This window comes from Nocardia stercoris, assembly GCF_003696265.1.
Classification (GTDB): domain Bacteria; phylum Actinomycetota; class Actinomycetes; order Mycobacteriales; family Mycobacteriaceae; genus Nocardia; species Nocardia stercoris.
In genome coordinates this window covers 1-15,318 of sequence record NZ_RFFH01000034.1, presented here as the reverse complement: position 1 = coordinate 15,318, position 15,318 = coordinate 1, and the positions used below count along the sequence as shown (strand labels likewise).

Here is a 15,318-nt window from a genome sequence, read left to right as displayed (position 1 = left end):
CCGGGCTGGACGCGGGGTACTGGTTCCGGAACCTCCGGGAGACAGTGCAATTCGAGCCGGTAGTGCGGGCGCTGGTCGCCGACGGTTACTCCGTGTTCGTGGAAGCGAGCCCGCATCCGCTGCTGACCAACGGGATTCAGGAGATCGCCGAGACCGGGCAGTCCGAGACCGGCGCCGGGCCCGTGCCGACCGTGGTCGGGACACTGCGCCGGGACGAGAGCGACGTCGTGCAGTTCCTGCTGTCCGCAGCGGCCGTGGATGTGGCTGCCACCGAAGTAGATTGGGGCGCTCTGTGGCCGGACGGCCCGGACCGCCGCGTGGATCTGCCGACCTACGCCTTCCAGCATCGCCGGTACTGGATCGATCCGGTGGCAGCGACCGGGGATGCCCGGTCGCTGGGAGTCGACCGGGTCGATCATCCGCTGCTGGGCGCGGTGGTGTCGGCGCCGGAGCACGACGGTCTGGTCGTGACCGGCCGGTTGTCGTTGCAGTCGCAGCCGTGGCTGGCCGATCATGCGGTCGGCGGCGTGGTGTTGTTCCCGGGCACCGGATTCGTCGAGCTCGCGGTGCGCGCCGGTGACGAGGCCGGATTCGAGGTGCTGCGGGAGCTGACCCTGGGCACGCCACTGGTTTTGCCGCCCGCCGGCGCGGTCCAGATCCGGATCGCCGTCGCCGCCGACCCCGTTGCCGGCGACCCGGAAGACACACGGGCTGTCACGGTCTACTCACGCAGCGAGACGGCCGACGCGGACTGGATACTGCACGCCCAGGGTGTATTGACCGGCCGCACAGCCACATCCGGTGCCGACCTCGCGACGTGGCCGCCCGCCGATGCGGTCGCGGTCCCGATCGACGAGCTCTACGACCGGCTGGCCGAGGCCGGGTACGGGTACGGTCCCGCGTTCCAAGGCCTGCGCGCGGTGTGGCGCCGCGGGGCGGAACTGTTCGCCGAGGTCGTCCCGGCCGAGGAGGTCGCCGCCGGAGCCGAGCGGTACGGGCTGCATCCCGCCCTGCTGGACGCCGTCCTGCACGCGGTGCCGGCCGCCGCCGGGATCGGCGCGGAAGATACTCCGGCGCTGCCCTTCTCCTGGGCGGACGTGACCGTGCACGCGACCGGCGCCGCCGCGCTGCGGGCTCGGATCACCTCGCCGGACCCGGACGTCTACTCGATCGAGGTCGCCGACCGGACCGGTCGCCCGGTGCTGTCGGTGGGCGCGCTCACCAACCGGCCGATGCGGCTCGACACGCTGACGACAGCACGGGACGCCGCTCGGCTGCACGCCGTGAACTGGTCACCGCTGCCGCTGCCCGAGCCCGACGTCCCGGCCGAGTATCTCGAATGGGACCGGATCGCCGAATCCGATTCCGCCCCGGCGACAGTGGTGCTCGACTGCCGCTCCCACGGTGACACCGGGCTACCGGCGGCGGCGCACGACCGCGCGCATCGGGCCCTGGCCGTGCTGCAGGAGTTCGTGCGGCAGCCGCGATTCGAATCGAGCCGCCTGCTGGTGGTGACCAGCGGCGCGGTGAGCGCCGACCCCGCGGGTGTCGTCGATCCGGCCGGGGCCGCGGTGTGGGGGCTGGTCCGCTCGGCACAGGCCGAGGAGGACGGCCGGATCGTGCTCGCCGACACCGACGGTGAACTTGCGGACACGGTATCCGCGGCAGTCGCGGCGAACGAGCCGCAGCTGCTGGTGCGCGACGGGACCGTGTCCGGCGCCCGGCTCACGCGCCTGCCGGCGTCGGCGGCCCCGAACGACACGTGGTCGCGCGTGGCCGCCGGCACCGTCGTGATCACCGGCGGCACCGGCGGATTGGGTGCGCTGACCGCGCGCCACCTGGTCACCGCGCACGGTGTCCCGTCGCTGGTGCTGGCCGGCCGCCGCGGCCTCGAGGCGCCCGGTGCACCCGAACTGGCCGCGGACCTGACCGCACTCGGCGCCCGGGTACTGGTCCTGGCCTGCGATATCTCGACCGCCGCCGGTGTGGCCGAGCTGCTGGCCGCGGTGCCGGCCGAATTCCCGCTGACCGGTGTGGTGCACGCCGCGGGTGTGCTGGACGACGGCATGCTCGCCGCGCTGACCCCGGACCGGATCGACGCCGTCTTCGGGCCCAAGGCCGACGCGGCCTGGTTCCTGCACGAGGCCACCCGGGACCTGGATCTCGGCCTGTTCGCGCTGTTCTCCTCGCTCAGCGGCACGCTGGCGGGGCCCGGCCAGGGCAACTACGCCGCGGCCAACACGGTCCTGGACGCTCTCGCCGCACAGCGGCGCGCCCAGGGGCTGGTCGCGACGTCCATCGCCTGGGGGCTGTGGTCGTCCTCGACCGGCATGACCGCTCACCTCGCGGGCGGCGATACCGCGCGGATCAATCGCGGTGGCGTGCTGAGCCTTTCGGACGAACAGGGGCTGGCGCTGTTCGACGCCGCCGTCGCACAGGACCGGGCCGACGTGGTCGCGGCCCGCTTCGATGTGGCCGCGCTGGCCGCAGCGGCCCGGTCCGGCGGCCGCGCCCCGCTCCTGCGCGGGCTGGTCCCGGGATCGGCCCGGGCCGGCGCTGCCACGGGTATCGGCGCGCCGGCCGGGATCCGCGGCAGACTGAGCGGACTGAGCGCGGACGAGCAGCTGTCGCTGCTGGTGGAACTCGTGCGCGAGCAGGTGGCCGCGGTGCTCGGCCACGACGGTCCCTCGGCGGTCGCCCCGGACCGGAACTTCGCCGACCTGGGCTTCGATTCGCTGACCGCGGTCGAGGCGCGGAACCGGCTGAAGGCCGCGACCGACGTCGCGCTACCCGCCACCCTCGTCTTCGACTATCCGACGCCCGGGGCGGTCGCGGAGTTCCTGCGCCGGCAGCTGGCCGGCGCGGCGGCGAGCCCCGCGACCCCGGCGCCGCGGCCGGTGGCCGACGAGCCGATCGCGATCGTGGGCATGAGCTGCCGGTACCCCGGCGGCGTGACCTCCGCGCAGGACCTGTGGGAGCTGGTACTCCAGGGTCGTGACGTCGTGTCGGAGTTCCCCGCCGATCGCGGCTGGGACGTGGACACGCTGTTCGATCCGGACCCGGACGTCGATGGCAAGTCGTATGTGCGTGACGGTGGATTCCTGTACGACGCCGGACTGTTCGACGCTGCGTTCTTCGGGATCAGCCCGCGCGAAGCGGTAGCGATGGATCCGCAGCAGCGGTTGCTGCTGGAGACGATGTGGGAAGGCCTGGAGGACACCGGGATCGACCCGAAGTCGCTGCGCGGCACGGATACCGGTGTGTTCGTCGGCGCGATGTACCACGACTATCCGGGCAGCGGCGCGAGTGGTTCGATCCTGTCCGGCCGGGTGTCGTACACGCTCGGGCTGGAGGGTCCGTCGGTGACGGTGGACACCGCGTGCTCGTCGAGTCTCGTTGCGCTGCACCAGGCGGTGGCCGCGGTCCGTGCCGGTGAGTGTGGTCTCGCGCTCGTGGGCGGTGTGACGGTGATGGCGACGCCGGGCACGTTCGTGGAGTTCTCGCGGCAGCGGGGCCTGGCGCCCGACGGTCGCAGCAAGTCGTTCGCCGATGCCGCCGACGGCGCCACCTGGTCCGAGGGCGTCGGTGTGCTCGTGGTGGAGCGGTTGTCGGAGGCGCAACGGCGCGGGCATCGGGTGCTGGCGATCGTGCGGGGAACCGCGGTGAACCAGGACGGTGCGTCGAACGGTCTGACGGCGCCCAACGGTCCGTCGCAGCAGCGGGTGATCCGGCAGGCGCTGGCCAACGCCGGACTGACCGCGCGCGACGTCCAAGCCGTCGAAGGGCACGGTACGGGTACCCGGTTGGGTGATCCGATCGAGGCGCAGGCGCTGTTGGCGACCTACGGCCGGGACCGGCCCGCGGACCGCCCGCTGTGGCTGGGCTCGCTGAAGTCGAACATCGGTCACACGCAGGCCGCTGCCGGTGTCGCGGGTGTGATCAAGATGGTGCAGGCGATGCGGCACCGAGTGCTGCCGCGCACGCTACACGTCGATCGGCCGAGCAGTCATGTGGAGTGGGACGGCTCGGTGGAACTGCTGACCGAGCAACGGGATTGGGACAGCACCGGCCCACGGCGTGCGGGTGTGTCGTCGTTCGGTATCTCCGGGACCAATGCGCACGTCATCCTGGAGGAGGCGGCCGCGGATGCCGTCGAGCAGGACTGGGGAACCGGCCCGGAGGTAGTGCCGTGGGTGGTCTCGGCGCGCACTCCGGAAGCGTTGGTGGCGCAGGCTTCCCGGCTCGCGGCGTTCGTGTCGGCGCGTCCGGAACTGGATGTCGGCGAGGTGGCCTGGTCGCTGGTCACCAGCCGGGCGCAGTTCGACCATCGCGCCGTCGTGGTGGGTGCCAGCCGCGACGAATTGCTCTCGGAGCTACGTGAACTCGCGAACAGCCGGGACGACGCGCCGGTCCCCGCCGCGTCGGCGACCGGCGCAGTGGCGTTGGTGTTCCCGGGCCAGGGCGCACAGTGGGCCGGCATGGGCCGGGAACTGGCCGAGGCGTTCCCGGTGTTCGCCACCGCTTTCGACGAGGCCGTCGGCTTGCTGGAGAAGGCGCTGGAGGTTCCGGTGCGGGAGGTGTTGTGGGGCAGTGACGATGCGTCGGCCGACAACACGATGTTCGCGCAGGCGGGGCTGTTCGCGGTCGGTGTCGGTGTGTATCACCTGTTGGAGTCGTGGGGTGTGACTCCGGATGTGGTGGCGGGGCATTCGATCGGTGAGATCGGCGCCGCCTACGCGGCCGGCGTGCTGACGCTGGCCGACGCGGCGGAGCTGGTGGCCGCGCGTGGTCGTTTGATGGCGGAGTTGCCGGCGGGTGGCGCGATGGTCGCGGTCGCGGCCGGCGAGGAAGCTGTCCGGGAGGTGCTGCGCGATCTGGGCCCGGAGGTGGCGATCGCCGCGGTGAACGGGCCACGGGCGGTGGTGATCTCGGGTGCGCAGGAGGTCGTCGAGGCGGCCGCCGAGCGGCTGCGGGACGCCGGTCACCGGGTGACGGAGTTGCGGGTGTCGCATGCGTTCCACTCGCCGTTGATGGATCCGATGCTGGCCGAATTCGGTGCGGTCGTCGCCGGGCTGACGTTCGCGGAGCCACGGATTCCGTTGGTGTCCACCGTGACCGGCGAGCCGGCCGGTGCCGAACTGCTGACGCCGGACTACTGGGTGCGGCATGTGCGCGAGACCGTGCGGTTCGCCGACGGTGTGCGGTCGGTGCGGGCCACGGGCGCGGCTACTTTCGTGGTGGCCGGGCCGGATGGTGGCCTGAGCGGGCTGATTTCGCAGATCGTCGACGAGTCCGGTACCGCGCGTGTGGTTCCCGTGCTGCGCCGACGTCGCGTTCCCGCCGACACCGGTGACGGGGCTTCGGCGGCACCGCAGGACCGAGCCGAGGTCCGGGCAGCGCTGGCGGCGGCGGGCGAGTTGTACACCGCTGGTATCGACGTGAACTGGGCCGCACTGTGGACCGGTCCGCAGCGGCGAGCCGACCTGCCGACCTACGCCTTCCAACGGAGCCGATACTGGCTCGACACCGCGTCGTCGCTGGTGGATGCCGCGTCGCTGGGGCAGTCCGCGGTCGATCACCCCCTGTTGGGTGCCGTGGTCACCGCACCGGAGTCCGGTGCCGTGGTGGTGACCGGCAGGCTGTCGTTGCACGCCCAGCCGTGGCTGGCCGACCACGCGATCGGCGCGCGGACACTGTTCCCCGCAACCGGTTTCGTGGAGCTCGCGATCCGCGCCGGTGCCGAGGCGGGCGCCGGCGTCCTGCGCGAACTCGGCATGGTGGCACCGCTGGTGTTGCCCGCGGCCGGTGGGGTGCGGATCCAGGTCGTCGTCGGTGGCGCGGACGGCGCCGCCGGGATCCGGACGGTGTCGATCTACTCGCACACCGATTCCGGGGACGCGAAGCAGGCGGCGGCCGACCAGGCCTGGGTGCTGCACGCACAGGGTGTCCTGGGTGACGAATTGCCCGGCACCGGTGCGGAGCTGGTGGTCTGGCCGCCCGCGGGCGCGCAGGTGGTGCCGCTGGACGACGAGTCGGCGCCGACCGGTTACCGATACGGCCCGGTCTTCCAGGGGCTGCGTGCGGTGTGGCGGCGCGGCGACGAGGTGTTCGCCGACGTGGCGCTGCCCGCCGATATCGACGCGCACCGCTTCGGAGTGCACCCCGCGCTGGTGGACGCGGCACTGCGGGCCGCACTCGTGGCCGGTGCGGTCGGCACGGAGTCCGTACCCGTGCAGCCGGACGTCTGGCAGGATGTGCGCCTGCACGCCGCGGGTGCCGCGACCGTTCGGGCCCGGATCACCGTCGACGGTGATCGGCTCGCCGTCGACCTGGCCGACCGGCAAGGCGCCCCGGTGTTGTCGGTGGGGGCCACGGCATTCCGGCCGGTGTCCGGGGCGGCATCGGACGCCGGTGTGGTGGCGGACGCCTGCTTCGTGGTGGATTGGGTCGAGGCACCGCAGTCGGCCGAGGCCGTCGACCCCGCTGGGGTGGCGGTACTCGGTGCGCGCCCGAGTTCTGCTGGGGTGCGGCACTATCGGGACCTTGCGGCGCTGATCGCGGACCTGGACGCGACCGCCGGAGCCGTCGTTCCCGAGGTCGTGGTGCTCGAGCCGGACCCGGCCGGTGCCGAGCAGCCGCTCGACGCCGCCCGGCGGATCGCGATCGGTGTACTGGACGCGGTCCAGGGCTGGCTGGCCGATCCACGCTTCGCGAGTTCCCGGCTGGTCGTGGTGAGCAGAAACGCTGTGTCCGTGGCTGATCCGGATCCGATCGACCCGGCGCAGGCACCGGTCTGGGGCCTGCTGCGGGCCGCGCAGGCCGAGCATCCCGGCCGATTCGGGCTGCTCGATGTGGACGACTCCCTCGACCCGTTCGCCGCGGCCGCCGCGGTTGCGGTGGAGCCGGAGGCCGCCCTGCGCGGTAGCCGGGTGTTCGTCCCGCGGTTGCGCCGCTACGACGCCGTGCCGGCCGCGCGGCCGGTCGGACCGGGCACCGTACTGGTGACCGGCGGCACCGGCGGGCTGGGCGCGTTGATCGCCCGGCACCTGGTGACGAAACACGGTGTGCGGCACCTGGTCCTGGCCTCCCGGCGCGGTCCCGAGGCGCCCGGCGCCGCCGAATTGCGCACGGAGCTGGCCGAACTCGGGGCCGAGGTCGCCCTCGCCGCCTGTGACGTATCCGATCGGGAGGCGCTGGCGGCCCTGATCGGCGGCATCCCGGCCGAGCATCCGCTGGTGGGTGTCGTGCACGCCGCCGGGATCGCCGACCACGGCCTGATCGAGTCGATCACGGCCGATCGGCTCGACCGGGTGCTGCGCGCCAAGGCCGACGCCGCATGGCATCTGCACGAGCTGACCCGGGAGCACGACCTCTCGCTGTTCGTCCTGCTGTCCTCGGCGGGCGGCCTGGTGCTCGCGGCCGGGCAAGCCGACTACGCGGCGGCGAACGTCTTCCTCGACGCGCTCGCCGCACATCGACGGCAGCTCGGATTGCCGGGAACGGCAGTGGATTACGGCATGTGGGAACGGTCGAGTGCGCTCGGTGCCGACCTGTCCGAGACCGATTTCGATCGGATGCGCCGACAGGGTTTCCCGCCCCTGTCGGAGGCGGACGGCCTGGCATTGCTGGATGCCGCGATCACATCCGATGCCGCTCAGTTGGTGGCGTCGCGGGTGGACCGGGCCGCGCTGCGGGCTCGGGGAGCCGAGATTCCGGCACTGGCCCGTGGACTGGTTCCGGTCGCGCGCCACGTGACCGGGGCGGCGGCGGGACCGGCCTTCCCGGACGAACTGGCGGCACTGCCGGAAGCCGACCGGCCGGCGGCGGTGCTCGACATGGTTCGATCGGTGGCCGCGCGGATTCTCGGGCACCCGTCCACGGGCGCCGTCGCGCCACAGCAGCCCTTCAAGGAGCTCGGCTTCGACTCCCTGACCGCGGTCCAGGCCCGCAACCGGCTCAACGCGGTCACCGGGCTGACGCTGCCGGCGACTCTCGTCTTCGACTACCCGACCCCGCAGGCGGTGGCCGACTACGTGCTCGCCGAGCTCACCGGTGCCACGGACCCGGAACCGGATGCCGATGCCGAGATCCGCGCGATGCTGAATTCGATTCCGATACAGCGACTTCGGGAATCCGGGTTGCTCGGCGTGCTGGGTGGCCTGGCGAGCGGCACGGACGTCGTCGCCCCCACCCCGGCCGACAGCGAGCCGATCTCCGCCGCCGACATGGACGAGGAAGAGCTGATCAACCGAGCCCTGCGTGGGAGCTGGTGAGCGCATGACCTGACCTCCGGCAGCGCGCTGGGCAGCGCCTGCCACACCTGGTTCTACTGTTCGACAGCTTTGGGAGACATTGGTATGACTGGCCCACGTGATCGGCTCGTAGAGGCTCTGCGGCACGCGGTGACCGAAGGCGACTGGCTTCGCGCCGAGAACCGCCGGTTGACCGCCCTGCGGTCCGAGCCGGTCGCCATCGTGGGCATGGGCTGCCACTATCCCGGGGGCGTGTCGTCGCCGCAGGAGCTGTGGGAACTGGTCGCCGCGGGCCGCAGCGGGATCACCGAATTCCCGGCGGATCGCGGCTGGGACGTGGACGGGCTGTACGATCCCGATCCCGAGGCGGTCGGGAAGACCTATGTGCGCCGGGGTGGTTTCCTGCACGACGCGGGGCAGTTCGACGCCGGGTTCTTCGGGATCAGCCCGCGTGAGGCGCTGGCGATGGATCCGCAGCAGCGGCTGCTGCTGGAGACGGTGTGGGAGGCCCTGGAGGACGCGGGGATCGACCCGAAGTCGTTGCAGGGCAGCGATACCGGCGTCTTCATCGGCGTCAGTGATCTGCGCTATGGCTCGGCGGCGGCCGGTGGTGGTGCGGCCCGGGCGGGCAGTGACGGCTACGAGCTGACCGGTACGCCGATCAGTGTGGTCTCGGGCCGGGTGTCGTACACGCTCGGGTTGGAGGGTCCGGCGGTGTCGGTCGACACCGCGTGTTCGTCGAGTCTGGTTGCGCTGCATCAGGCGGTGGCCGCGGTCCGCGCGGGTGAGTGCGGTCTGGCGCTGGTCGGCGGTGTGACCGTGATGTCGACGCTGAACGCGTTCGTCGGGTTCTCCCGGCAGCGCGGGCTCGCCCCGGACGGGTTGTGCAAACCGTTCGCGGAGGCGGCCGACGGTACCGGCTGGTCCGAGGGCGCCGGTGTGCTGGTAGTCGAGCGGCTCTCGGAGGCGGAGCGGCGCGGGCACCAGGTCCTGGCCGTAGTGCGTGGTGTCGCCGTCAATCAGGACGGTGCGTCGAACGGCCTGACCGCGCCGAACGGTCCGTCGCAGCAGCGGGTGATCCGGCAGGCGCTGGCCAATGCCGGGCTGACGGCCGGTGATATCGACGTGGTCGAGGCGCACGGCACCGGCACGGCGCTGGGCGACCCGATCGAGGCGCAGGCGCTGCTGGCGACCTACGGTCGCGAGCGGCCGGACGGCCGGCCGCTCTGGCTCGGGTCGTTGAAGTCGAACATCGGTCACACCCAGTCCGCGGCGGGCGTGGCCGGCGTGATCAAGATGGTGCAGGCGATGCGGCACGGCGTCATGCCGCGCACGCTGCACGTGGACGAGCCCACCTCGCATGTGGATTGGTCCAGCGGCGCGGTGTCGCTGCTGACCGAGCAGCGGTCGTGGGACGTCGCGGACGGGCCGCGGCGGGCCGCGGTGTCGTCGTTCGGTATCTCGGGGACGAACGCGCACGTCATCCTGGAGGAAGCCGCGCCGCGACCGGCTGCGGACAGTGCGCCCGCGGCACCGTCGGTGCTGCCGTGGGTGGTGTCGGCGCGATCTCCGGAAGCGTTGGCGGAGCAGGCTTCTCGCTTGTCGACCTACCTCGCCGACCGTCCCGGGGCGGACGCCGCGCAGGTGGCGTGGTCGCTGGTGTCGAGCCGGGCGCGGTTCGAACATCGTGCGGTGGTCGTGGGCGGCGATCGTGACGAGTTGCTGTCCGGGCTGCGTGCGGTGGCCGAGGGGCGTGACGATGCCGCGGTGGTCCGCGGCGTCGTCCGGCCGGTCGGCAAGCTCGCGTTGGTGTTCCCGGGGCAGGGTGCGCAGTGGGCCGGGATGGGCCGCGAATTGCACAGGGAGTTCCCGGTGTTCGCGGCGGCGTTCGACGAGGCCGTGGACCTGCTGGAGCGGGCGTTGGATCGTCCGGTGCGGGATGTGTTGTGGGGCGATGGCGAGTCGCTGGTCGATGACACGTTGTTCGCGCAGGCGGGGCTTTTCGCTGTGGGGGTGGGTGTTTCGCGGCTGTTGGGGTCGTGGGGTGTGACTCCTGATGTGGTGGCGGGTCATTCGATCGGTGAGATCGCCGCGGCACATGTGGCGGGGGTGTTGTCGCTGGCGGATGCGGCGGTGTTGGTGGCGGCGCGGGGCCGGTTGATGTCGGCGCTGCCTGCCGGTGGTGCGATGGTCGCGGTCGCCGCGGCGGAGGACGTTGTGCGGGCGGCGCTGGGCGACGCGGGTGTGGCGATCGCCGCCGTGAACGGTCCTGCGGCGGTGGTGATCTCGGGCGAACGCGAGCCGGTGGAGACAGCGGCGGAGCGCCTGCGCTCCGCCGGGCACCGGGTGACGTCCCTGCGGGTCTCGCACGCGTTCCATTCACCGCTGATGGAGCCCATGCTGGCGGAGTTCCGTGCGGTGCTCGCCGGGTTGTCGTTCGCCGAGTCGCGGATTCCGTTGGTGTCCAATCTGACCGGTGAACTCGCCGGTGCCGAGGTGTCGACGCCGGAGTACTGGGTACGGCACGTGCGCGAGACGGTCCAGTTCTCCGACGGGGTTCGATCGCTGCATGCCGCGGGCGCAGGCATTTTCGTGGTGGCTGGACCTGATGGTGGCTTGAGCGCGCTGATTTCGGCGAGCCTCGCGGAATCCAGTGCGGCGCAAGTCGTTCCGGTACTGCGCAAGTCACGTGCCGAGGTCGGTGCCGCGGTGTCCGCGCTGGGCGGCATGTTCGCGGCCGGTGTCGCGGTGGATTGGACCGCGCTGTGGCCGCAGGGCCACCCCGCTCGGATCACGCTGCCCACCTATGCTTTCCAACACCGCAGGTATTGGCTGGAATCGACCCGGATGTCGGGCGACGCGGCGGCGCTGGGTGTGGACGCGGTGGACCATCCGTTGCTGGGCGCGGTCGTCTCCCTACCGGAGGCCGGCGGGGTCGTCGTCACCGGCCGACTATCGATCCAGTCGCAGCCCTGGCTGGCCGATCACGTGGTCGGCGGGGCGGTGGTCTTCCCGGGTACCGGATTCGTGGAGCTGGCGGTACGCGCCGGCGATGAGGTCGGTTGCGGTGTACTGCAAGAACTTACGCTGATCTCGCCGCTGGTGCTGCCCGCGACCGGCGGCCTGCAGGTGCAGATCGTCGTCGCCGGCGGGGAGGACGACGCCGAGGGCACCCGGATGGTCTCGGTGTACTCGCGGACCGAATCCGACACCGAGCGAACCTGGGTGCTGCACGCGCGCGGAGAACTGAGCGCGCGGCAGGACCCCCCGGCCGACGCGGAGTCGGCGGCGTGGCCGCCGGCCGACGCCACCGCGGTGCCGGTCGACGGACTGTACGAGCGGCTGGCCGCGGCCGGCTACGGATACGGCCCGGTGTTCCAGGGCCTGCGGTCGGTGTGGCGTCGCGGTACCGAGCTGTTCGCCGAGGTCGCGCTGCCGGCCGACGCCGAATCCGGCGCCGGACGATTCGGCATCCACCCGGCGCTGCTCGACGCGGTGCTGCACGCCTCGACCGCCGATGCCGCACCGGGCACCGGCGACGCGCCCCAGCTGCCGTTCGCCTGGGCGGGCGTGCGCCTGCACGCCGCGGGGGCCGTAGCCGTGCGGGCCCGGATCGTCCCGGCCGGTGACGGCGTACTCGCGGTCGAGGTGGCCGATCCGGCCGGTCGCCCGGTGCTGTCGGTGGCCTCCCTGACCTTCCGGCCGGTGCAGGCCGCCCGGCTGGTGGCGCCGGGTGCCGACCGCCTGCACGCGTTGCACTGGACACCGCTGCCGGCCGGCACCGCCGCCGACGCGAGCGAGATGCCAGCCTGGACAGCGCTTTCCGCGTCCGATCCGGCACCCGCGACCATAGTCCTGGACTGCCGCGACCACGACGGAACCTCGGACGTCCCGGCAGCGGTGCGCGCGCTCACGCATCGGGTTCTGGCTGTGCTGCAGGAGTTCTCGGCATCGGAGCGGTTCGGCGCGAGCAGGTTGCTGGTGGTCACCCGTGGCGCGGTCGCCGCCGCCGGGGAATCGGTCACCGATCCGGCCGGTGCCGCGGTGTGGGGTCTGGTGCGGGCCGCGCAGGCCGAGGAGCCGGGCCGGATCATCCTGCTGGACACCGACACCGAGGCCGGAGCCGGAACCTGGGCCGCGGCGGTCGCCGCCGGTGAGCCGCAGCTGGCCGAACGAGACGGCGTGCTGCACGGCGCGCGGCTGACCCGCCTGGCCACGCCCCCGGCCGACACCATCTGGACGCGAGTCGCCGCGGGCACGGTGGTGATCACCGGCGGCACGGGTGGTCTGGGCGCCGTGCTGGCGCGGCACCTGGTCACCGAGCACAATGTCTCCGCTCTGGTCCTGGCGAGCCGCCGTGGTCCGGCCGCGCCGGGTGCGGCGGAGCTAGCTGCCGAGCTGACCGCGCTGGGCGCGCGGGTGCGGATCGTGGCCTGCGATCTGTCGCAGGCGGCCGGTGTCACGGAACTGCTGGCGGCGGTACCCGAGGAGTTCCCGCTGTCCGGTGTCGTGCATGCCGCCGGTGTGGTGGACGACTCCGTGATCGGCTCGCTGACCCCCGACCGGGTGGACGCGGTGCTCGCCGCGAAGGCCGACTCCGCGTGGTTCCTGCACGAGGCCACGCGGGAGCGGGATCTGGCGTTGTTCGCGCTGTTCTCCTCCGTCGCAGGCACTCTGGGTGCCGCCGGACAGGGCAACTACGCGGCCGCGAACGCGGTGCTCGACGCGATCGCCGGACAGCGCCGCGCGGCGGGATCGGCCGCGACTTCGATCGCCTGGGGTCTGTGGGCGTCGTCGACCGGGATCACCGGCCGCCTCGACAGCACCGATGTCGCGCGCATCGGCCGCAACGGCATGCTGGGCCTGTCGGACGAGCAGGGCCTGGCCATGTTCGATGCCGCGGTGGCACAGGACCGTGCTGCCGTGGTCGCGATCCGCTTCGACGCCGCGGGGCTGGCCGCGCAGGCACGCACGGGTGCCCTGCCGATTGTGCTGCACGAGCTGGTGGCCGGCTCCCGGCGAGCCGCCGCGACCGCCGGGCCGGTCGCGGCATCCGGCATCCGGGGGCAACTGGCCGGGCTGGGCGAGCAGGAGCAGCGACAGCTGTTACGGGAGCTGGTTCGTTCGCAGGTCGCCGCTGTCCTGGGGCATGCCGGCGCGGGCTCGGTGGCCGCCGACGCCGCCTTCGGGGACCTCGGCTTCGATTCGCTGACCGCCGTCGAGGTGCGCAACCGGCTCAAGGCGGCCACCGACGTGGCGGTTCCCGCGACCCTGGTCTTCGACTATCCGACGCCGAACGCGGTAGCGGAATTCCTGCTCGAACGCCTGGGCGGCGTGGGTGCCCGGGCCGCGGCGGTGGTCCCGGTGCGGTCGGTGGTGGACGAGCCGATCGCGATCGTGGGTATGAGTTGCCGGTATCCGGGCGGAGTCGAATCCCCCGCGGATCTCTGGGATCTCGTAGCGCAGGGCCGTGACGGGGTGAGCGATTTCCCGTCGGATCGCGGCTGGGATGTGGACGGTCTCTACGATCCGGACCCCGAGGCGGTCGGGAAATCGTATGTGCGCGAGGGCGGTTTCCTGTACGACGCCGGTCTGTTCGACGCGGGCTTCTTCGGGATCAGTCCGCGCGAGGCGCTGGCGATGGATCCGCAGCAGCGCTTGTTGCTGGAAACGTCGTGGGAGGCGCTCGAGGACGCCGGGATTGATCCGAAGTCGTTGCAGGGCAGCGATACCGGTGTGTTCGTCGGTGCCATGTACCACGATTACCCGCACAGCAATTCGATGGGCTCGATCGTGTCCGGCCGGGTCTCGTACGCATTGGGCTTGGAGGGGCCGTCGGTATCAGTGGACACCGCGTGCTCGTCGAGTCTCGTCGCACTGCACCAGGCGGTGGCCTCGTTGCGGTCCGGTGAGACCGGTCTGGCGCTGGTCGGTGGTGTGACCGTGATGGCGACGCCGGAGGTGTTCGTCGAGTTCTCCCGGCAGCGTGGGCTCGCCGCCGACGGCAGGAGCAAGTCGTTCGCGGACAGCGCGGACGGCACCAGCTGGTCCGAGGGTGTCGGCGTACTCGTGGTGGAACGGCTCTCGGAGGCCGAGCGTCGGGGCCACCGCGTGCTGGCCGTCGTGCGGGGCACCGCGGTGAACCAGGACGGTGCGTCGAACGGTCTGACGGCGCCGAACGGTCCGTCGCAGCAGCGGGTGATCCGGCAGGCGCTGGCGAACGCCGGGCTGTCGGCCACGGATGTCGACGTCGTCGAGGCGCACGGTACGGGTACCCGGCTGGGTGATCCGATCGAGGCGCAGGCCTTGCTGGCGACCTACGGTCAGGACCGGCCCGAAGGCCGGCCGTTGTGGCTGGGTTCGCTGAAGTCGAATATCGGTCACACGCAGGCGGCGGCCGGTGTGGGCGGTGTGATCAAGATGGTGCAGGCGATGCGCCACGGCGTGCTGCCGCGCACCTTGCACGTGGATCGGCCGTCTACGCAGGTGGATTGGTCCGAGGGCGCGGTGGAGTTGCTGACCGAGCAGCGGCCGTGGGATCGCGCGGATCGGCCGCGGCGCGCGGGTGTGTCGTCGTTCGGTGTCTCGGGGACCAACGCCCACGTCGTCCTGGAGGAGGCGCCGCTGCGATCGGCCGCGGCGGACAGTGCCGCACCGGACGGTTCGGCCGGCGCGGTGGTGCCGTGGGTGCTGTCGGCGCGGACGCCGGAGGCGTTGGCGGAGCAGGCTTCCCGGCTCGCGGCGTTCGTCGCCGACCGCCCGGAGCTGGACGTGGCGGATATCGCGTCGTCGTTGGTGTCGAGCCGGGCCCGGTTCGAACACCGTGCGGTCGTGGTCGGTGACCGTGCGGAGTTGCTGGCGGGTTCGACGGCGCTGGCGGAGGGACGGGAAAGTGCCTTCGTCCGTACGGGTTCCGTGCGGATCGCGGGCAAGGTCGCACTGGTGTTCCCGGGTCAGGGGGCGCAGTGGGTCGGGATGGGTGTCGAGTTGCTCGACACCGCACCGGTTTTCGCGGCGAAGATCGCCGAGTGCGATGCGGCCTTCGGGGAGCTGGTGGATTGGTCCC

Annotated in this window: 2 protein-coding genes and 2 pseudogenes; all 4 read left to right on the top strand. The window is 72.3% G+C overall.

Annotation, left to right across the window (positions count from 1 at the left end; all coding sequences use genetic code 11):
* Window positions 1-5: 5 nt before the first annotated feature.
* Window positions 6-2,306 (top strand): annotated as a pseudogene (locus EBN03_RS35955) (SDR family NAD(P)-dependent oxidoreductase); the annotation flags it as partial.
* Between the two features lie 312 nt (window positions 2,307-2,618).
* Window positions 2,619-5,315 (top strand): annotated as a pseudogene (locus EBN03_RS35950) (type I polyketide synthase); the annotation flags it as partial.
* Window positions 5,307-8,273: a type I polyketide synthase gene (locus EBN03_RS35945; RefSeq protein WP_407671292.1), complete on the top strand. Its 2,967-nt coding sequence runs from the start codon at window positions 5,307-5,309 to the stop codon at window positions 8,271-8,273. The pseudogene EBN03_RS35950 and the gene EBN03_RS35945, both read left to right, overlap by 9 nt.
* Before the next feature lie 129 nt (window positions 8,274-8,402).
* Window positions 8,403-15,318: SDR family NAD(P)-dependent oxidoreductase (locus EBN03_RS34780; protein WP_456093824.1), on the top strand; the 6,916-nt coding region annotated here is incomplete at its 3' end.